Origin of the sequence: Roseovarius atlanticus (genome assembly GCF_001441615.1) — a bacterium.
GTDB classification, from domain to species: domain Bacteria; phylum Pseudomonadota; class Alphaproteobacteria; order Rhodobacterales; family Rhodobacteraceae; genus Roseovarius; species Roseovarius atlanticus.
On record NZ_LAXJ01000019.1, the window covers coordinates 68,244 to 87,633 of the forward strand.

The 19,390-nt window shown below is 65.6% G+C and carries 17 protein-coding genes; 11 read left to right on the top strand and 6 right to left on the bottom strand.

Features of this window, described 5'->3' with window-relative positions; genetic code table 11:
• Positions 1-76 precede the first annotated feature (76 nt).
• Positions 77-1,465, bottom strand: coding sequence for a 30S ribosomal protein S12 methylthiotransferase RimO (gene rimO / locus XM53_RS15965; protein WP_057795107.1), 1,389 nt, complete (start codon positions 1,463-1,465; stop codon positions 77-79).
• A gap of 101 nt (positions 1,466-1,566) precedes the next feature.
• Here rimO and XM53_RS15970 point away from each other — a divergent pair, with 101 nt between their 5' ends.
• Together XM53_RS15970 and XM53_RS15975 are read left to right on the top strand one after the other, a co-directional pair.
• Positions 1,567-3,519, top strand: a complete 1,953-nt coding sequence (locus XM53_RS15970) for an AsmA family protein (protein ID WP_057795109.1) — start codon at positions 1,567-1,569, stop codon at positions 3,517-3,519.
• Positions 3,520-3,550: 31 nt separating this feature from the next.
• Positions 3,551-4,981, top strand: coding sequence for an FAD-binding oxidoreductase (locus XM53_RS15975; RefSeq protein ID WP_057795111.1), 1,431 nt, complete (start codon positions 3,551-3,553; stop codon positions 4,979-4,981).
• A gap of 176 nt (positions 4,982-5,157) precedes the next feature.
• On the opposite strand, the gene XM53_RS15980 is transcribed toward XM53_RS15975, so the two are convergent.
• Genes XM53_RS15980 through XM53_RS15995 form a run of 4 tightly spaced genes read right to left on the bottom strand, consistent with a single transcriptional unit; the run spans position 5,158 to position 7,602 of the window.
• Positions 5,158-5,637: a DUF6505 family protein gene (locus XM53_RS15980; protein ID WP_057795113.1), complete on the bottom strand. Its 480-nt coding sequence runs from the start codon at positions 5,635-5,637 to the stop codon at positions 5,158-5,160.
• Positions 5,634-6,344, bottom strand: a complete 711-nt coding sequence (locus XM53_RS15985; protein WP_057795115.1) for a biotin/lipoate--protein ligase family protein — start codon at positions 6,342-6,344, stop codon at positions 5,634-5,636. The genes XM53_RS15980 and XM53_RS15985 overlap by 4 nt, the downstream gene beginning before the upstream one ends.
• Positions 6,341-7,408 carry an iron-sulfur cluster carrier protein ApbC gene (gene apbC / locus XM53_RS15990; RefSeq protein WP_057795117.1) on the bottom strand — a complete coding sequence of 356 codons (1,068 nt, stop codon included), beginning with the start codon at positions 7,406-7,408 and terminating at the stop codon, positions 6,341-6,343. The genes XM53_RS15985 and apbC overlap by 4 nt, the downstream gene beginning before the upstream one ends.
• Before the next feature lie 2 nt (positions 7,409-7,410).
• Positions 7,411-7,602, bottom strand: a complete 192-nt coding sequence (locus tag XM53_RS15995; RefSeq protein WP_057795119.1) for a DUF6494 family protein — start codon at positions 7,600-7,602, stop codon at positions 7,411-7,413.
• Between the two features lie 115 nt (positions 7,603-7,717).
• Here XM53_RS15995 and XM53_RS16000 point away from each other — a divergent pair, with 115 nt between their 5' ends.
• Positions 7,718-8,428 (top strand): hypothetical protein, encoded by a 711-nt coding sequence (locus XM53_RS16000; RefSeq protein WP_057795121.1) that lies wholly within the window; start codon positions 7,718-7,720, stop codon positions 8,426-8,428.
• Here the strand turns inward: XM53_RS16000 and XM53_RS16005 are convergent.
• Positions 8,422-10,380 carry a 4Fe-4S binding protein gene (locus XM53_RS16005; protein ID WP_057795123.1) on the bottom strand — a complete coding sequence of 653 codons (1,959 nt, stop codon included), beginning with the start codon at positions 10,378-10,380 and terminating at the stop codon, positions 8,422-8,424. The two genes, XM53_RS16000 and XM53_RS16005, sit on opposite strands and share 7 nt — an antisense overlap.
• A 357-nt stretch (positions 10,381-10,737) precedes the next feature.
• On the opposite strand from XM53_RS16005, the gene XM53_RS16010 reads away from it, so the two are divergent.
• The 8 genes from XM53_RS16010 (at position 10,738) to XM53_RS16045 (ending at position 19,375) form a co-directional block, all read left to right on the top strand.
• Positions 10,738-11,307 (top strand): DUF3305 domain-containing protein, encoded by a 570-nt coding sequence (locus XM53_RS16010; protein WP_236544529.1) that lies wholly within the window; start codon positions 10,738-10,740, stop codon positions 11,305-11,307.
• Positions 11,304-11,930 (top strand): DUF3306 domain-containing protein, encoded by a 627-nt coding sequence (locus tag XM53_RS16015; protein WP_057795125.1) that lies wholly within the window; start codon positions 11,304-11,306, stop codon positions 11,928-11,930. The genes XM53_RS16010 and XM53_RS16015 overlap by 4 nt, the downstream gene beginning before the upstream one ends.
• The gene (locus tag XM53_RS16020; RefSeq protein WP_057795126.1) at positions 11,927-12,565 is read left to right on the top strand and encodes a TorD/DmsD family molecular chaperone; all 639 of its coding nucleotides are present in this window, start codon (positions 11,927-11,929) and stop codon (positions 12,563-12,565) included. Before XM53_RS16015 ends, XM53_RS16020 begins: the two co-directional genes overlap by 4 nt.
• Before the next feature lie 41 nt (positions 12,566-12,606).
• On the top strand, positions 12,607-12,795 hold the full coding sequence (locus tag XM53_RS16025; RefSeq protein ID WP_057795128.1) for a ubiquinol-cytochrome c reductase iron-sulfur subunit N-terminal domain-containing protein: 189 nt from the start codon (positions 12,607-12,609) through the stop codon (positions 12,793-12,795).
• 112 nt (positions 12,796-12,907) lie between these two features.
• A complete protein-coding gene (locus XM53_RS16030) occupies positions 12,908-16,018 on the top strand; it encodes a formate dehydrogenase subunit alpha (RefSeq protein WP_057795130.1) in 3,111 nt (1,036 codons plus the stop codon).
• A gap of 12 nt (positions 16,019-16,030) precedes the next feature.
• A complete protein-coding gene (gene fdh3B, locus XM53_RS16035; protein ID WP_057795132.1) occupies positions 16,031-16,624 on the top strand; it encodes a formate dehydrogenase FDH3 subunit beta in 594 nt (197 codons plus the stop codon).
• 210 nt (positions 16,625-16,834) lie between these two features.
• Positions 16,835-18,076 (top strand): formate dehydrogenase subunit gamma, encoded by a 1,242-nt coding sequence (locus XM53_RS16040; RefSeq protein WP_057795134.1) that lies wholly within the window; start codon positions 16,835-16,837, stop codon positions 18,074-18,076.
• On the top strand, positions 18,077-19,375 hold the full coding sequence (locus XM53_RS16045; RefSeq protein WP_057795137.1) for a c-type cytochrome: 1,299 nt from the start codon (positions 18,077-18,079) through the stop codon (positions 19,373-19,375). It begins immediately after the preceding gene.
• Positions 19,376-19,390 lie beyond the last annotated feature (15 nt).

Sequence of the window (19,390 nt, forward strand, 5' to 3'; positions counted from 1 at the left end):
TGGTGTAAATCATTGAGAATAATGAAATATTTCAGGGTTTCACGGGGGCGTCAGGCGACGCGCGAAACCTGTAACACTAGAGGCGCCGCCCCCACAGGTCATATTCTCCGGCCTCGTCCACCTCGACCGTGACGATCTCACCCACACTCAGTCCCTCGGTGTTCTCGTCGATGAAGAGACAGCCGTCGATTTCGGGCGCGTCGGCCTTGGTGCGGCAGGTGGCGATGCCGTCCTCGTCGATATCGTCGACGATGACGTCTTGCACGGATCCGACCTTGGCGGCCAGCTTATCCACAGAAATGGCCTGTGCCTTTTCCATGAAGCGATCCCAGCGGTCCTGCTTGACCTCTTCGGGCACGTGGTCGGGCAGGTCGTTCGAGCGAGCGCCCTCGACGTTCTCGTATTTGAAGCAGCCGACGCGGTCGAGCTGTGCCTCGTCCAGCCAGTCGAGCAATGTCTGGAATTCCGCCTCGGTTTCGCCGGGATATCCGACGATGAAGGTCGACCGCAGCGTCAGGTCGGGGCAGATCGCACGCCAGGCGGCGATCTCATCGAGGGTTCTCGCGCCGGCGGCGGGTCGGGCCATGCGCTTCAGCACGTCCGGGTGGGCGTGCTGGAACGGGATGTCGAGATAGGGCAGCACGCCGTTTTCGTGGTCGGCCATGAGCGGGATAAGCTCACGCACATGGGGGTAGGGATAGACGTAATGCAGGCGGACCCACGCGCCGAGCTGCCCCAGCGCCCGGGACAGATCGACGATATGGCTGCGCAGATCGCCGTCCTTCCACGGGTTGACGTCATACTTGCGGTCCAGCCCGTAAGCGCTTGTATCCTGAGAGATAACCAGAAGCTCGCGCACGCCGCTGTCGACCAGTTTCTCGGCCTCGCGCAGAATGGCGTGGCCGGGGCGCGAGGCAAGGCGGCCGCGCATGTCGGGGATGATGCAGAACTTGCACTTGTGGTTACAGCCCTCTGAAATCTTGAGGTAACTGTAGTGGCGAGGGGTCAGTTTCACCCCCGCCTCGGGCAGAAGGTCGATGAAGGGGTCGGGGCTGGGCGGCACGGCGGTGTGCACCGCGTCGAGCACCTGTTCGTACTGGTGCGGGCCAGTCACCGCGAGGACGCGGGGATGGGTGCCAGTGATGTATTCGGGTTCGGCCCCCAGACAGCCGGTGACGATGACGCGGCCGTTCTCCGCAAGCGCCTCGCCGATAGCGTCGAGGCTTTCGGCCTTGGCGCTGTCGAGAAAGCCGCAGGTGTTCACGATCACCGCGTCGGCCCCGGAATAGTCGGGCGAGATCCCATAGCCCTCTGCCCGCAGGCGCGTCAGGATGCGCTCGCTGTCGACCAGCGCCTTGGGACAGCCCAGGGACACCATGCCGATCACCGGTTGGCCCTTGCGGGGCGTCTCGGTCACGCGGGCGCGTGCTAGGTCGGGGCGCAGATCGGGTGGGTTGGTGCTCATCCGGCGCGATATAGTCCCCCAAGGCCATCCGATAAAGCGGAAAAGCTGTTGTTGGGCGCACGGGCTGTGCCTAGTCTGAAAAGAAAACGGTGGAGAGCGGTATGCGGTGGCTCATTCGCATTTTCATGATCGTGCTGGCGGCGGCGGTTCTGGTTGTCGCGGCGGTGTTCTTTCTGCCCGGTGAGCGGATCGCGGGCATCGCGGCGGACCAGTTGAGCCGCATGACAGGCCGCCAGGTTACGATGAGCGGCGAGACCACCATCAGCTTCTGGCCGATCCTCGGGGTCAGCACGGGGGCGGTGACGGTCGCCAATGCAGACTGGGCGGGCGAGACGCCGATGTTTCAAGCGGACAGTCTGAAGATCGGGGTCGAGCCGCAGGCGCTATTCGGCGGCGATATCCGCATCACGGGGCTGGAGGCGGTGGGCCCGCAGATCAACCTGCGCCGCGCCAGCGATGGCCGGGTGAACTGGGAGTTGAACGTCGAAGGCGTGGCGCCGTCGGGGCAGGGCGCGGGCGGCGGTGCACCGGCGCGGTCGAACCGGCTGTCGCTGACGCTGGACCGGGCGCTGATCGAGAATGCGTCTTTGGTTTACGTCGATGATGTGGACGGGACCACAGTGCGCCAGTCGGGCGTGGATTTCGATCTGCGCTGGCCGGATTACAACGGCGCGGCGGATTTCGACCTGACCTTGCGCCCCGGGGGCGAGGTGGTCGAGATCTCGGGCACGCTGAACCGGGTGGACCATTTCATCGATGGCGGCGTGTCGGACGTGGAGGCGCGGATTTCCACCAAGGCAGGCACGGCCAGCTTTGCCGGGCGCGCGGGATCGGCGCCCGAGGTGGCAGGCCGTCTGAGCGCGGATCTGAGCAGTACCTCGCAATTCATGACGCTGATCGGGCAGGGGCCGATGGACATTCCCGAGGGTCTGGGCCGGGCCGCGACGCTGGAGACGGACGTGGTTTTCAAGGACGACCGGCTGTCGCTGCGCAACACGGCGCTGGGGCTGGACGGCAACCGCTTTACCGGCGCGGCAGACGTGGATCTGGGCGAGGACAAGCCGCGGCTGAACGTGCAGCTGAACGCAGGCGCGTTGGACCTGACCGGGCTGAGTGCGGACAGCGGGGAGGGCAGCGGCGGCAGCGGTGGTGTGGCCGACGAGGGTTGGTCAAAGGCGCCGATCAATGCCTCGGGACTGGCGGCGGTGAACGGGGAGTTCGCACTGGTCGCCGACAGCATCGACCTGGGCGATTTCAAGCTGGGCACGGTGCGGACGCTGGCGACGCTGGACCGCTCGCGGCTGGTTTTTGGCCTGCGCGAGGTGCGCGCCTATGACGGGCTGATCACCGGGCAGTTCGTGATGAACAACCGCTCGGGCCTGTCGGTGGGCGGCGAGATGATCGCCACGGGCATCAACCTCAAGACCTTTTTGGATGACGCGATGGATGTCTCGCGCTTCGAGGCGAAGGCGGATGGCGAGGTGGATTTTTTGGGAGTCGGCGAAAGCGTGCACGCGATCATGAATTCGCTGAGCGGCGGCGGCGCGTTCAAGACCGGGCGCGGCGTGATCTCGGGTTTTGACCTCGACCGGCTGATGCGGTCGGGCAGCGGAACCGGGGGCACGACGGTGTTCGATACGCTCCATGCGACCTTCACGATGGAGGACGGCAACGTGTTCAACGACGACCTGACACTGAAGCTGCCGCAGGCGAGTGCGGCAGGCGAAGGGCGCGTGGGGCTGGGGGCGCGGGATATCGATTACCTCTTCACGCCGCGCCTGCTGGATGGCGGCAGCCGCGACGGGCTGGCGATTCCGGTGAAAATCCGGGGACCGTGGGCCAACCCGAAGATCACGCCGGATCTGGAAGCCGCGATCGACCTGAACTTCAAGGAAGAGAAGAAGGAGCTGGAGCGTCAGGCGCGGCAGGAGATCGAACGCGAGGTCGAAAAGCAGCTTGGGATCGAGCGGCAGGAGGGCCAGTCGCTGGAGGATGCGGCAAAGGACGCGCTGGAGGACGAGCTTGAACGCGGCCTGTTGAAGCTGTTCGATTGACGGTCTCGGAACCACAGCCTAGGAGCCGGGCATGACACTGAATTCCGTGACCGAAGACTTTATCGCGCATCTGCGCGGCGTGCTGCCCGAGGCGGCGTTCCGCGAGGTTATGCCGTCCTACCTGGAAGAGCCGCGCGGACGCTGGAAGGGGCGGGCGGGCGTGCTGATCGCACCCGGCAGCACCGAGGAGGTCGCAACCCTGGTGCGGGCCTGTGCCGAGGCATCTGTGCCGGTGGTGCCCTATGGCGGCGGCACGGGGTTGGTCGGCGGGCAGTTGTCGCCCGAGGGGCCGGTGCCGGTTCTGCTGAGCCTGGAGCGGATGCGGGCCGTGCGCGGGGTCTGGCCCGAGGAAAACGTGATGGTGGTCGAGGCGGGCGCGATCCTGCAGGACATCCATGCCGAGGCGGACGCGGTGGACCGGTTGTTTCCCTTGTCGCTGGCCGCCAAGGGCAGCGCGCGGATCGGCGGGAACCTTGCGACGAATGCCGGAGGCGTGAACGTGCTGCGCTATGGCAATGCGCGGGACCTGTGCCTGGGGCTGGAGGCGGTGCTGCCGGACGGCACGATCTGGCACGGGCTGAAGCGGCTGAGGAAGGATAACACCGGCTATGACCTGCGCAACCTGCTGATCGGGTCCGAGGGCACGCTGGGCGTGATCACCGCCGCCGCGCTGAAGCTTTTCCCCAAGCCCGCCGGAGAAGGCACGGCGCTGATGGTGGTGGAGAGCCCCGAGGCGGCGCTGAGCCTTTTGTCGATGGCGCGTGATCACATGGGCGAGGGCGTGTCGGCGTTCGAACTGATGCACCGGGCAGGCCTGGATTTCCTGGCCGAGACCATGCCGGACATGCGTTTGCCCTTCGCCGAGCCGCCCGAGTGGTTCGTGCTGATCGACATCGGGTTGGCCAAGGGGCTGGATCCGGCGGAGGCGCTGGAGGCGCTCTTCGTCGAGGCGGCGGAGGCGGGATTGGTCAGCGACGGCATGATTGCGCAGTCCGAGGCGCAGCGGCAGGCATTCTGGGAGGTGCGCGAGACGATCCCCGAGGCCAACCGGCGCATCGGGTCGATCAGCAGTCATGACATTTCCCTGCCGCTGAGCGCGGTGCCCGGGTTTATCGACAAGGGCAACGCGGCGCTGAGAGAGCTGGGGCCGTTCCGGATCAACTGCTTCGGACACTTGGGCGACGGCAACCTGCATTACAACGTGTTTCCGCCCAAGGGCGAGACGCGCGATGGCTACACGGGCCAGCGCGACGCCATAAAACGGTTGGTGCATGACCTCGTGCACGACATGGACGGATCGGTGTCGGCCGAGCACGGGATCGGGCGGCTGAAGGTCGATGACTTGGAGCGCTATGGCGATCCGGCCAAGCTGGCGGCGATGCGGGCGATTAAGGCGGCGCTGGATCCGAAGGGTATCCTGAATCCCGGCGCGATTCTGAAGGTGTTACCGGATCGACAATGAGTATTTTTGGAACAGTGAAAGCCGGGCGGGCGCTTTTGCTTCACTGTTCTTCAAATACTCAAAAGCCGCGGTTCAACAGGCGCGGCCGCAACGGTCAGTGCGTCACGCTGCAACGTTTCCCCGAGGAGGACGCAAGGACGACGAGATATCCTGCGCGCCGCAGGCGCTCTGCCGGGTCACTCGTCGAGGCTGCCGTGGATGGCGAACTGTTCCAGCCCGGCATCCTGCGCGGCGATGGCGCGATAGGTTTCGCGCACGCCGGCCTCGGTCAACTCGCGCGCGACGGTCAGGAGCGTGTTGGGATCGTGGTCGTCGCACATCTCGATCATCTGGGCGATCTCGTCGGCGGCCACGGGGCGGGCGGCGTCGATGTCGGGGGCGCCGTAGACCGAGACGAAATGCTGCGCCAGCGCGTCGGTCAGGGCGGCGCGTTCGGGCTCTTCGATCTGCGTCACCGCCACGAACGTCACGCGGCCGAAGGTTTCCAGCCCCAGCCAGCCGTTCGAGAACGCCTGGCGCTGTTTGCCGCTGAGGTCGGCGTCGGACCAGTTGGAAAATTCGAACCCGCCGGAGATGCACCATTCGCCGGTGCGGGCGGGCGAGGGATAAACGCGCGTGTCGCTCTCGTCGAAATGGATGGCGCGGGCGAGTTTCATGTGTCTGTCTCCAGCACGGTGCTGAGCGGGATGAGGCGGGTGTCGCCCCCGGTCCGCAAGAGCATTCCGAAATTTTCATCGACGCCCATGAAGGTGCCTGTCTGGCCGTCGATGGTGATTTCCTCGCCGATCCCGTGCGCGAGGCCGCGCCATTCGGAGTGCAGGGCCCGGGGGCCGTCGTCTTCCCAGCGGGTGATCCAGACCAGCGTGTGTCGCGCCCAGCCTTCCAGCAGGGCGACCGGGTCGACGTCGGCGCAGCCTTCCTCGTAGAGCGCGGTGCGGTCGGGGGCGTCGCCCGGCACGGCGTCGGTCAGCATCAGTGGCATTTCCAGCCCCACCACCAGCCAGCCGGGCATGGCGGCGGGATCGGTCGTGCCCGCCATTGCGCGAAGGCGGCCGCAGGAGGCGCCGTTGATGCGCAAGCCCCCGGCCCATTCCAGGTGCACCGCCACCTCGGGAGGGGCGATGGCGCCGAGGGCGTTCTGGAACCCGACGCCGCAGGTGGGCAGCATCGCCATCGCCTGTTCCAGCGGCACCTCGGGCGCCATGATCAGTGCCGCAGCCAGCCGGTTGGCCCCCACGTTATGTACGATGGTGCCAGCGTCGCATCCGAGGGCCGCCATGGCGCAGGCCTTCTCGAACGGGTCTATCCCTGCGTCCACGGCGTGGCCCTGCATCAGGGGCGGGAAGGCCGGGTCGCGCGTCATGCCACGCCCTGTGCCACCAGCACCCGCGCGATGTCGCGGAAAGCTTGCGACTGAGGCGCGTCGGGCTTGGACACCACGATGGGTGCGCCGCCGTCCGAGGCCATGCGGATGTCGATATGCAAGGGCACCTCGGCCAGGAGGGGCACGCCCATCTTCTGCGCCTCGGCGGCGACGCCGCCATGGCCGAAGACATGTTCCTCGTGCCCGCAGTTGGAACAGATATGCGTCGACATGTTTTCGATCATACCGAGCACGGGCACCTTGAGCTGGTTGAACATGTCGATCCCCTTGCGGGCGTCCAGCAGGGCGACGTCCTGGGGCGTGGAGACGATGATGGCACCGTCCACATGGGCCTTTTGCGCCAGCGTCATCTGCACGTCGCCGGTGCCGGGCGGCAGATCGACGATCAGCACGTCGAGCGCGCCCCATTGCACCTGCATCAGCATCTGTTGCAGCGCGCCCATCAGCATCGGGCCGCGCCAGACCACGGCCTGATCCTCGTTGGTCATCAGGCCCAGCGACATCATGGTGACGCCGTGGTTGCGCATCGGCAGGATGGTCTTGCCGTCGGGCGAGGCGGGCCGGCCCGAGACACCCAGCATTCGGGGCTGGGACGGGCCGTAGACATCGGCATCCAGAAGGCCGACGCGGCGTCCCTCGGCGGCCAGCGCGCAGGCGAGGTTGGCCGACACGGTCGACTTGCCCACGCCGCCCTTGCCGCTGGCGATGGCGATGATGTGGTCGACGCCGGGCACGCGCTGCGGGCCCTGCGGCTCGGCGGGTTTGGCCTTGGCCTTGAGATCCGGCGGCGCCTTGGCGGAATGGGCGGTCAGCACGGCGGACACCTCGGTCACGCCCGTCACGCCGCGCACGGCCTCCTGCGCCTCGGCCAGCACGGGCTCGTAGGCCTTGGATTTCGCGGGGTCGATTTCCAGCACGAAGCGGACGGTGCCGCCCTCGACATTCAGGCCGCGGGTCACGCCCGCCGACACGATGTCGTCGCCCGTGCCGGGGTCTTTCACGTTCTTCAGCGCGGCGAGCACGCTTTCCCTTGTTGCCGTCACGTTCACCCGCCCTTGATCGTGCCGGTGACCACGTGTTCGACATCGAGACCGTCGACAGTCAGCACGACCTTGGCCTCGAATGTCTTGCCCTCGGTATCTTTTGTGTTGCGCATGGCCTCCTCGATGGCCTGCTGCGAGGTCACGCCGACCTGCTTGAGGAACTTGCGCATGGACATGTTGAAATCGTCGCTCATTTTACTCTCCTTTATCCAAGAGTGTTGACGCGTGGCTGCGGGCCTTTCTAGGCTTGGAACCATGCGTGGGCAATTCTTATCCCTGGTTTGCGTGATTGTGGTGGTCTGTCTCGGGATGTCCACCGCAGAAGGGCGCGCGGACGAGGATTTTCGGCTGGGCGCGCCGCCGCCGCTGATCGAAAGCGGGCTTCTGGACTACGTGCTGCCGCGCTTTTCGCTGAAGACTGGTATCCGTGTCGAGGTCGTGGCCCTGGACGCGGGCGGTGACATTTTGCTGGCGCCCGATGCCGAGGGGCCGCGGGTGTTCGACGGGCGGCAAGCGAAGTGGCGGATGCAGATCAACACGCCCAGCCACGAGGGTGCGGCGCGCTTTGCCGATTGGCTGACGTCCGAGATCGGTCAGCGGACGGTGACCAGCTATGAGGTGGAGGGCGCGGCGCCGTTCGACCTGCCGAAAGCGGACGAGCGCGAGGTGGCCGAGGTGAGTTTCGACGGCGATGCGGACCTTGGGCATGACCTGTCGGTGGCGCATTGCGCCCGGTGCCACGCGGTCAGCGAGGCGACGCGGATGAACGCCATGGCCTCGACCCCCAGTTTCGCCGTGCTGCGGGCGATGGCGGACTGGGACCGGCGTTTTCAGACCTTCTATATCCTCAATCCGCACCCGGCCTTTACCCAGGTCGAGGACGTGACCGAGCCGTTTCCGATCAACCGTCCGTCGCCGATCGCGCCCATGGAGATCACCATAGACGACTTGCAGGCGATCCTGGCCTACGTGTCCGGTGTCGAGCCTGCGGACCTTGGCGCGCCGATCGAGCATCAGTGATCCCGGCGTTTCGAGAAATAGTCGTCGGTGGTGCGTACTTGCGGGCGTTCGCCGCCGGCGAAGGGGTTGTCCTTTGAGTGGAACTGCGCCTTCACCCGGCAGTCGTCGCACATCTGGATGAGTCGTGCCGCCGACTCGTTGCCGAACATCGAGTGCTTGCCCGCCAGCTTCTCGGTGATCCGGTCGATGGTGGATTTCACACCGAAAGCCACGCCGCATTCGATGCACTGGGCCGGTTCCTCCTCGTTCAGCACGACCTGGCCCATCGCCTCGTCGCGCAGGTTCAGGCGCGGTTCGTAGGCGATGGCGTCCTCGGGGCAGATGTTGGCGCAAAGGCCGCATTGCAGGCAGGCGTCTTCCTGAAAGCGCAGCTCGGGTTTGTCTGGGTTTTCCACCAGTGCGCCAGAGGGGCAGAGCGAGACGCAGGATAGGCACAGCGTGCAGGCGTCGGTGTCGACAAGCACGGCGCCGTAAGGGGCGTCGTCGGGCAGGGGCAGGATGGTGTCGTCGCCATGCAGGGCCTTGGCGGCCAGGCGCGTGACCTGACGGCGGCTGCCCATGGGCAGTACCGGCTCGGCCACCGGATCGGGGCGGGCCGCGTCGGTGTAAAGCGCATCGCAGAGCGCGTCGGGATCGGCCACGTCGAGGAGCGTCACGCGGTTCTCGCCCGCGATGGCGCGCGCGAGGGGGATCTCGCGGTCGAGCGCGTCGCGTTCGGTGGTGGGCGAGAGCAGGATCGTTACGTCCGCGAAGCCCGAGGCTAGGGCCGCCAGCATTTCGGCATGACCGAAGCCCGAGAGCGCGGGCACTTCCAGCGGGATCACTTCGGCGGGCAGGCCGCGGGAATAGCGGGCGGCGAGGCTGATCATCTGTTGGCCGTGGGTGTCATCGCAGACCAGCAGGCGCGGGGCTGTGCCGCCGGCCTTGCGGAAGGTCGCGGCGAGCGTCTGAATTCGGCGGAAAAGCGTGGCGGGTGAGGGCGCGTCGTAAGAGATGGCTCCCGAGGGGCAGAGCGCCGAGCACGCGCCGCAGCCGGCGCAGATCATCGGGTCGACGGTGACATGCTCGCCTGCCGGGGAAATCGCGCCGGTCGGGCAGACGTCGAGGCAGTTGGTGCAGCCGGTCTGTTGCGCGCGGGAATGCGCACAGATCAGCGGCTCGACCGCGACGTAGAGCGGTTTTTCGAAGGTGCCGATCAGCTGGCTGGCCTCGAGTATCGCGTCGGCCACCGCCGTCATGCTGCCGGGATCGGGGCGCAGGTAGCCTTCGCGCTTTTGCGGGGCCGGAAAGAGTGGCGTGCCGCCGGTCAGGTCGAGGATGACGTCGCACTCGGTGCGCGCGCCATCGCGCGGTGCGGTCCATGTCAGCGCGCCGCGGCCCGACGGATCGACCTGTTGCAGCGCATCGATCTGGACCGAGAAACCGCCCAAAGCGCCTGTGGCGCGTTTCAGCTGGCCGCGAATGACGTCGTACCCGGTTGGATCGGGGGCATCGGCGTCATCTGTCAAAAGAACCGTGACGCCGAGGATATCCTTGAGCTTGTCGGCGGCGGTCATAACGGTGTCCGAGGGGCCGACGATCAGGCACAGGCCTTCGGACATGAGGTCGAGGGATTTGCCCGAAGGCACATCCAGCGTGGCCTCGGCCAGAAGCGCGGCCATTTTGGGTAGTTTGCTGGCGGGGTCGTCTGACCATCCGGCCCGGTCGCGCAGGTCGGTGACGGGCGGCTCGGGCAAGTCCAGTTCGGCGGCCAGTTCCGCAAAGAGGCGCTGTTCCTGGCGGCAGCAGAGGATCGCCTCACCCGAGGCGATGGCCTGTGCCGTGGCGTCGGTCTGGGTGGTGCAAAGGCCGGAATGCACCGCGCTGCAGGTGAGGCCGGTGGCGGCTTCGAGTGCGTCTTTGTCGAGCTGCTGAGAGCCCGCACAATTGCACAGAATCAATTGCTTAGTCATTATATGCCCCGGCTTTCACTGGCGGGTCGCACCATGGTTCGGCGCAACGAGCTGATGGGTTGCAGCGCAGGTCGCTCCCCACGAGCCTGCACGGGCCGTGCGCCGCTTTTCCCGACAAACTTGGTCGGGAATGGCGGGCGCGTGGCCTGCGATTCTTCTGCCTTTCGCGACGCTGTTGCAAGCAGGAAACCCGAGCGTTTTTCTTGTCCGGTCATTCTGTCCGTCGCCCCCTCGATATTGGCCCGTGGCTGCCCAAATTGTCCAGATTCGCGTTCCGTCCACAATTGGATACTTTTTTTCTTTGAGACACCGGGGCAGTTGGCTCAGGATGAGCGAACGGGAGGATACCAGCCACACATGATCCACAATCCGGACATGTACGCCATTATGCCTTTGGGGATCGTCATGCGCCGCACGCCGGGCGTGACGCGCTGGGCCGCGTGGGCGTGGAAGGCCGTGGCGGTTCTGCCGGGGGCCGGCCCGGCCGCGTGGCGCGTGCTGCGCCAAGAGGGCGATGTCACCGAGTATCATGCCGCGACCATGACGCTGGAACTGCACGGGGCGGAGACCGAAAGCTATCTGCACGGCCTGTCTGCACAGGTGCCCTCGGTCTATGCGGTATTTCGCAGGACCGGCGCAGGAGAGTGCCCGCTGGAGGCGGTGCTGGTCACGGCCTCGCCCTATGAAGCGCAGGATTACGAGGACAATGGCGAGGATATCGTCGAGAAGATCCCGATGCCCGAGGGGTTGATCGCCTGGGTCCGTGACTTTGCCGAGGCGTATCATACGGAAGAGGAATTCAAGAAGCGCCGCCGCGACCGGGTGAAGGTGGATGCGCATGTGGACGGGATCGGCGATCCGCGCATCGCGCAGCAGCGCGACATCTACCGCTCGCCCACGCTGCGGCGGAAAGGGCGGATGCAATGAGCGCACGCGAAGATTTCTGGTCGCGCCGCAAGGCGCGGGTGGCGGCGGAGGATGCCGCCAAGGCCGAGGCGCGCGAAGAGGCGCAGCGGGCCGAGGCGCGCGCATCGCTTGAAGAGAAAAGCGACGCCGAGGTGCTGGAACTGCTGGGCCTGCCCGATCCAGACACGATGAACCGTGGCGACGATTTCAGCGCTTTCATGGCCGAGGCGGTGCCGGACCGTATCCGCCGCTGGGCGTTGCGGCGGCTGTGGGGTACGAACCCGGCGCTGGCCAACCTGGACGGGCTGTTGGATTACGGCGAGGATTTCACCGACAAGGCGATGGTGATCGAGAACATGCAGACGGCCTATCAGGTGGGCAAGGGCATGTTGACCCATGTTCAGAAGCTGGCACGCGAGGCCGAGGCGCTGACGGCCATGGCCGATACGGAGGGCGAGGGCGACACGGATGCGCCGGAGCCGGACGTGGACGAGGCGGTTGAAGACGCCGACCCGCTCGAGCTGGCCGAGGCCGCGCCGGTCTACACCTATGAGGTCGCCGCGCAGGAAGAGGACGCGTACGCGCCGCCGCCGCGCCGCCGGATGCAGTTCACCTTTGACGACACGGCGGAGCCCGGCACATGAGCAAGCAGGAGACGGTGATGACCACAGAGGCGCGTGCCCAGATCGCGGACGAGGACCGGCTGCGCGCCGATCTTTACGATTTCCTGGGCGTGTTGCTGGCGGCCCCGCCGTCCGAGGCCCTGTTGGCGCAGACGGCCAGCCTGTCGGGCGATAGCGAGACCGATCTGGGTGTTGCCGTCGCGGCGCTGTCGCGCATCGCCAGGCACACCAAGCCGCAGGCGGTGGAGCGTGAGTTCAACGCGCTGTTCATCGGGCTGGGGCGGGGCGAGTTGTTGCCCTATGCGAGCTATTACCTGACCGGGTTCCTGAACGAGAAGCCGCTGGCGAGCCTGCGGCGGGACATGGCGGCGCGGGGCATGACCCGGGCGCAGAACGTATACGAGCCCGAGGACAATATCGCCTCGCTGATGGAGATGATGGGCGGGCTGATCACCGGGCGGTTCGGCAAGCCGGCCACCTTGGGCGATCAGAAGACGTTCTTCAACACGCATATCGGCCCCTGGGCCGGGCATTTTTTCACGGATTTGGAGGCTGCGAAGAACTCGGTTCTCTATGCCTCGGTCGGCGCTGTCGGCCGGGTGTTCATGGAGATCGAGGCGGAAGGTTTCCGGATGAGCGCGGAGGGATCCGCATGAACCGGCAGGGCGACCTGTCACCACCAGAGAGGAGGACTCTCATGAGCGAGAAAACGCAAGGCAACAGCCGTCGCGATTTTCTGAAGATGGCCGCCGCGGGCGCGCCCGCGGTCGCGGTCGCAACGGCAGCGTCCACCGGCACTGCCGAAGCGGCGGAACCGGACCTGTCATCGGACAAGATGCAGGACACCGCGCACACGCGCGCATACTTCGATAGCGCCCGGTTCTGACCGGACGTGATCACTTGACCTGCCGGCGACTGGTTGCGGGACGCCCGACTGTCGGTGGATAACCTTAGTACCCAGCAATCCCAATCGGGAAAGCTCGGGAGGAGAGAGAAACATGCTTAGGAAAAAGACCAACGGGGTTGCGCGACGCCCCCAGCGGACAAGTATCCTGTCTGAGGTCGGGGGAAAGACCATCGACCGCCGCGCGTTCCTGCGCGGCTCCGGCCTGGCCATCGGTGGCCTGGCTGCCATCGGTGCAACGGGGGGCACTGTCACCCGGGCCAACGCGGCGGCCGCGGCGAACGCGGCGGTCAACACTGTGAAATCGGTTTGCACGCACTGCTCGGTCGGCTGCACGGTCGTGGCCGAGGTGAGCGACGGCGTCTGGGTGGGCCAGGAGCCCGGCTGGGACAGCCCGTTCAACCTGGGCGCCCACTGCGCCAAGGGCGCATCGGTGCGCGAGCACGCCCATGGCGAGCGCCGCCTGAAATACCCGATGAAGAAAGAGGGTGGCGAGTGGAAGCGCATCAGCTGGGAACAGGCGATCAACGAGATCGGCGACGGCATGATGTCGATCCGGGAGGAAAGCGGCCCGGACAGCGTCTACTGGCTGGGCTCTGCCAAGCATAACAACGAACAGGCCTATCTGTTCCGCAAGTTCGCGGCCTACTGGGGCACGAACAACGTGGACCACCAGGCCCGTATCTGTCACTCGACGACCGTTGCAGGTGTTGCCAACACCTGGGGCTACGGCGCGATGACCAACAGCTACAACGACATCCACAATTCCCAGGCGATCTTCATCATCGGCGGCAACCCGGCGGAAGCACACCCCGTCAGCCTGCTGCACGTGCTGAAGGCCAAGGAACAGAACAACGCGCCGCTGATCGTGTGCGACCCGCGCTTCACGCGCACGGCCGCCCACGCGGACGAGTATGTCCGGTTCCGCCCGGGCACCGACGTGGCGCTGGTCTGGGGCATCCTGTGGCACATCTTCGAGAACGGGTGGGAGGACAAGGAGTTCATCCGCACCCGTGTCTGGGGGATGGACCAGATCAAGGACGAAGTGGCCAAGTGGACGCCCGAGGAAGTCGAGCGTGTCACCGGCACGCCGGGCAGCCAGCTGGAGCGCGTGGCGCGCACCCTGGCCAACAACCGTCCGGGCACCGTGATCTGGTGCATGGGCGGCACCCAGCACACCAACGGCAACAACAACACCCGTGCTTACTGCATCCTGCAACTGGCCCTTGGCAACATGGGCACGTCGGGCGGCGGCACCAACATCTTCCGCGGGCACGACAACGTGCAGGGCGCGACGGACCTCGGTGTTCTGAGCCACACCCTGCCGGGCTATTACGGCCTGTCGGCGGGGGCATGGGGCCACTGGTCACGCGTCTGGGGGGAAGACCCTGAATGGCTGGCCGGACGGTTCGTCACGACCAAGACCAAGGACGGCAAGGACACCAGCCTGCAAAACCTGTCGGGCATCCCCGTCAGCCGCTGGATCGACGGCGTTCTGGAAGACCCAGAGAACATGGACAACCCCAACAAGGTGCGTGCCATGGTTCTGTGGGGCCACGCGCCGAACAGCCAGACACGGATGACGGAAATGAAGACGGCGATGGAGCAGTTGGACATGCTGGTCGTGGTCGACCCGTATCCGACCGTTTCGGCGGTGCTGCATGACCGGACCGACGGCGTCTACCTGCTGCCGGCCTGTACGCAGTTCGAGACCTATGGCTCGGTCACCGCGTCGAACCGCTCGATCCAGTGGCGGGAAAAGGTCGTCGATCCGCTGTTCGAATCGAAGTCGGACCATGAGATCATCGGTCTGTTCGCTCAGAAGTTCGGCTTCCACGACCGGATGTTCCGCAACATCGGCATCGAGGATGACGGCGTGACGCCAAACATCGAGGACACGCTGCGCGAGATCAACCGCGGCATGTGGACGATCGGCTACACGGGTCAATCGCCCGAGCGGCTGAAGATGCACATGGAGAACCAGCACACGTTCGACCGCACCACGCTGAAGGCGGTTGGCGGTCCGGCTGACGGGGACTATTACGGTCTGCCGTGGCCAAGCTGGGGCACACCGGAGATGAAGCACCCCGGTACGCCGAACCTCTATGACATGTCCAAGCCGGTGGCCGAAGGTGGCCTGACCTTCCGCGCGCGTTTCGGTGTGGAGCGGGATGGTGACAACCTGTTGGCCGAGGGCGTCTATAGCGTTGGCTCGGAAATCCAGGATGGGTATCCCGAGTTCACCTACCAGATGCTTGTCGACCTGGGTTGGGACAGCGACCTGACCGAGGAAGAGAAGCGTGTGATGGGCCGGGTGGCCGGTGTCGAAGGTATCGACGAGGACGCGTCGGTGGGCAACCAGGATGACGGCGAGGAAGCGCAGAACGCGGTTCCGACAGAAGGTGGTCAGACCGAAGAGGTCCAGGACACCGCCGAAGCCCAGAACCTGGCACAGCCCAATGGCGAGCAGGGGGCCAACGAGGAAGTTGGCGAGCAGGCGATGTCGCCGTTCCCGTCCGACTTCAACGCCAAGGTGGCCGAGGTCAACTGGAAAACCGACCTGTCGGGCGGTATCCAGCGGGTCGCGATCAAGCATGGCTGTGCGCCCTTCGGCAACGCCAAGGCCCGGGCCGTGGTGTGGACCTTCCCCGATCCGGTGCCGCTGCACCGCGAGCCGCTTTATACCTCGCGGCGCGACCTGGTCGCGGATTATCCGACCTACGAGGACCGGCACGCGTACCGCCTGCCGACGCTTTACGCCTCGATCCAGAAGAACGACTTTTCGAAGGACTTTCCGATTGTCCTGACATCCGGTCGTCTGGTCGAGTACGAGGGCGGCGGCGACGAGACGCGGTCGAACCCGTGGCTGGCCGAGCTGCAACAGGACATGTTCGTGGAAATCAACCCGCGCGACGCCAACAACCTTGGTGTGCGGGATGGCGAGCAGGTCTGGGTCGAAGGGCCCGAAGGCGGCAAGGTCAAGGTCATGGCCATGGTGACCAACAGGGTGGGCGAAGGCGTGGCCTTCATGCCGTTCCACTTTGGCGGTCACTTCCAGGGAGAGGACCAGCGGAGCAAGTATCCCGATGGCGCCGACCCCTATGTCCTGGGTGAATCCACCAACACCGCCCAGACATACGGCTACGACTCGGTAACCCAGATGCAGGAGACGAAGGCGACTCTCTGCAAGATCTCAGCAGCATAAGGAGAAGATGGAATGGCTAGAGCTAAATTCCTGTGTGACGCCGAACGCTGCATCGAGTGCAACGCCTGCGTGACTGCCTGCAAGAACGAGCACGAGGTGCCGTGGGGCATCAACCGGCGCCGCGTGGTGACCATCGAGGATGGCAACCCCGGCGAACGCTCGATCTCGGTGGCCTGTATGCATTGTTCCGATGCGCCGTGCATGGCGGTCTGTCCGGTGGATTGTTTCTACCAGAACGAGGAAGGCGTCGTCCTGCACTCGAAGGACCTGTGCATCGGCTGCGGTTATTGCTTCTACGCGTGCCCATTCGGCGCGCCGCAATTCCCGCAGGCCGGCAACTTCGGATCGCGCGGCAAGATGGACAAATGTACCTTCTGCGCCGGCGGCCCCGAAGAGAACAACAGCCAGGCCGAGTTCAACAAGTACGGGCGCAACCGGATCGCGGAAGGCAAGCTGCCGATCTGCGCCGAGATGTGTTCCACCAAGGCGCTGCTGGCCGGTGACGGGGACGTGGTTGCGAATATCTATCGCGAGCGTGTCGTCTCCCGTGGCTTCGGCTCGGGGGCCTGGGGCTGGGGCACGGCCTATGACCAGAAGGGCGGCTGACCGCTTTTCGACGTCAGTCTGAGACCAGGCGAAAGAGGCGGGTATGTCCCGCCTCTTTCATCCCGTCCCCGCGCAGGGATCCAAGAGTATCTTGAGAAACGCACTTTGCATCACGTTGCCGCACGCCGCAAAGTCCGTTTCCCAGAATATTCACAATGCACCGATCCGAGGTGAGGCCCGCGACACCGGGCAGGGTAGAAAGGAAAAGACATGTACAGGCTGTTTCTGATTTGTCTTCTGAGTTTGACGATGCTGGCCGCCCCGGGCGTGCAGGCACAAGACGCGAGCCAAGGCGCGACTGAGGGTGCGACCGAGTCACCGCAGGCCGACCGTTCGGCCACGGGCGGCGCGCAGACGTTGGAAGATATCATGGCTCGTCAGCGCGGCGAGGAAGTGCCCGACCGCGCCCGTGCGGGTGAAGACCCCGATAGCGCGGGTGCCATGGTGGGCCAGCTTGGCGCGCTGGGCGGATCATCGGATTCAGACGTCTGGAGCGCGCTGCGCTACGGCACCGCCGACGTGACCGTGTCGTCGGGCGGCGCACCGGCGCGGGTTCTGATCCAGGACAACGGCATGTGGTGGCTGAACTTCCGTCAGGGGCCGCTGATCAAGTATGGTGGCTGGCTGCTCTTGGGCACGATCGCGCTTTTGGCGCTGTTCTTCCTGATCCGGGGGCGCATCCGCATCGACGGCGAGAAGACAGGCCGCACAGTGACCCGCTTCAAATTCATCGAACGCTTCGCGCATTGGCTGATGGCCGGATCCTTCATTCTGCTGGGGCTGACCGGACTGGTGGTGCTGATGGGGCGCAAGTTCATCATCCCCACATTCGGACACGAGGCGTTCGCGACCGCCGCCGTCGCCTCGAAATGGATCCACAACAATGTCAGCTGGGCCTTTATGGTCGGGCTGGTCTTGGCCTTCGTGTTCTGGGTGGCGCACAACATCCCCAACAAGACCGACCTGAAATGGATCGCCGTCGGCGGCGGGATCTTCAAGAAAGGCGTTCACCCGCCGGCCAAGAAGTTCAACGCGGGCCAGAAGATGATCTTCTGGTCGGTGATCATTCTGGGCGCGTCGATCTCGGCCTCGGGCCTGTCGCTGCTGTTCCCGTTCGAATTGCCGATGTTCGCCAAGACCTTCGGCATCTTGAACGACATGGGCGTGCCGCAACTGCTGGGCTTCGGCGCGTTGCCCGAACAATTGGCGCCGCATGAAGAGATGCAATATGCCCAGCTGTGGCACGCGATCGTCAGCTTCGTTCTGATGGCGATCATCATCGCGCATATCTATATCGGCTCGGTCGGCATGGAAGGCGCCTATGACGCGATGGGCTCGGGCCAGGTTGAGGAACAATGGGCGCGCGAGCACCACAGCCTGTGGCTGGACGAGGTGAAGCAGCGCGAAGGCGAGCCGAAGCCGGCCAACACCGCGACGACGCCCGCCGAATAGATGCGTGCCCTGGTGCTGGTATGCGCGGGCCTGCTGGCCGCCGGTGCGCCGGCGGCCGCGCAGGAGTTCACCACGCTGAAAGGTCATGGCGGTCCGGTCATGGGGATCGACGTGAACCCCGAGACGGGCCAGGTCGCCACGGCCAGCTTCGACAATTCCGTGGGGCTGTGGGACGGGCGCGAGCCGCGCTGGCTGGAAGGGCATGACGCGGCGGTGATTACCGTGCGGTTCCTGGACGGACAGACAGCCGCGTCGGGCAGCGACGATTTCGACGTGATCCTGTGGTCGCTTCCCGAAGGCGCGGCGACGCGGCTGGAAGGGCATCAGGGCAAGGTCGCCGAGATCGCGCTGTCGCCGGATGGACAGACGCTGGCGACGGCCAGCTGGGACGGCTCGATTGGGCTGTGGTCGCGCGACGGCGGCGCGGCACGGTTTCTGAAAGGGCACAACGCGTCGGTCAGCGACGTGGCGTTCAGTGCGGATGGCGCGCGACTTTACTCGGCCTCTGCCGACGGGACGATCCGGTTGTGGCAGGTGGCCGAACCCGACGGCGCGCCGCGCGTCCTGGTGAACGCGGGCTTTGGCGTGAACCGACTGATCCTGGACCCGGACGACCAGTGGCTGGCTTATGGCGCGGTGGATGGCGTGACGCGGGTGGTGGACCCGATGTCGGGCGAAACGCTCCGGGATTTCTCGCTGGACCGGCGGCCGATCCTGTCGATGGCCTATCACGCGGCCAGCGGGCAGCTGGCCGTGGGCGACGGGCACGGGTTCATCATGATGATCGACACCGAAGTGTGGCAGATCGCGCGGGATTTCCGCGCCATGCGGCAGGGGCCGGTCTGGGCGCTGGAGTTTTCGCCCGACGGCACGATGATCTATGCCGGCGGGATCGAGGACGTGGCCTTTGGCTGGCCCGTCGCCGGTCTTGACGCGTTCGATCCGGCAGGCAGCGACCAGCGCACATTCCTGCGCGACCCCGAGGCGATGCCCAATGGCGAGCGGCAGTTCATGCGCAAATGCAGCATCTGTCACGCGCTGACCCCGCCGCCCTCGCGCAAGGCGGGGCCGTCGCTGCACGGGCTTTTCGGGCGCAGGGCGGGCACGGTGCCGGGTTATCCCTATTCGGATATCCTGGACGGGTCCGATATCGTCTGGACCGAAGAGACAATAGATGCGCTTTTCGACATCGGCCCGGACCACTATATTCCCGGCTCGAAGATGCCGATGCAGCGCATCGTCGCCGGGCAGGACCGGCAGGATCTGATCGATTACCTGCGCGAGGCCACGGGGCCTTGAGGCGCGCATTGAAAG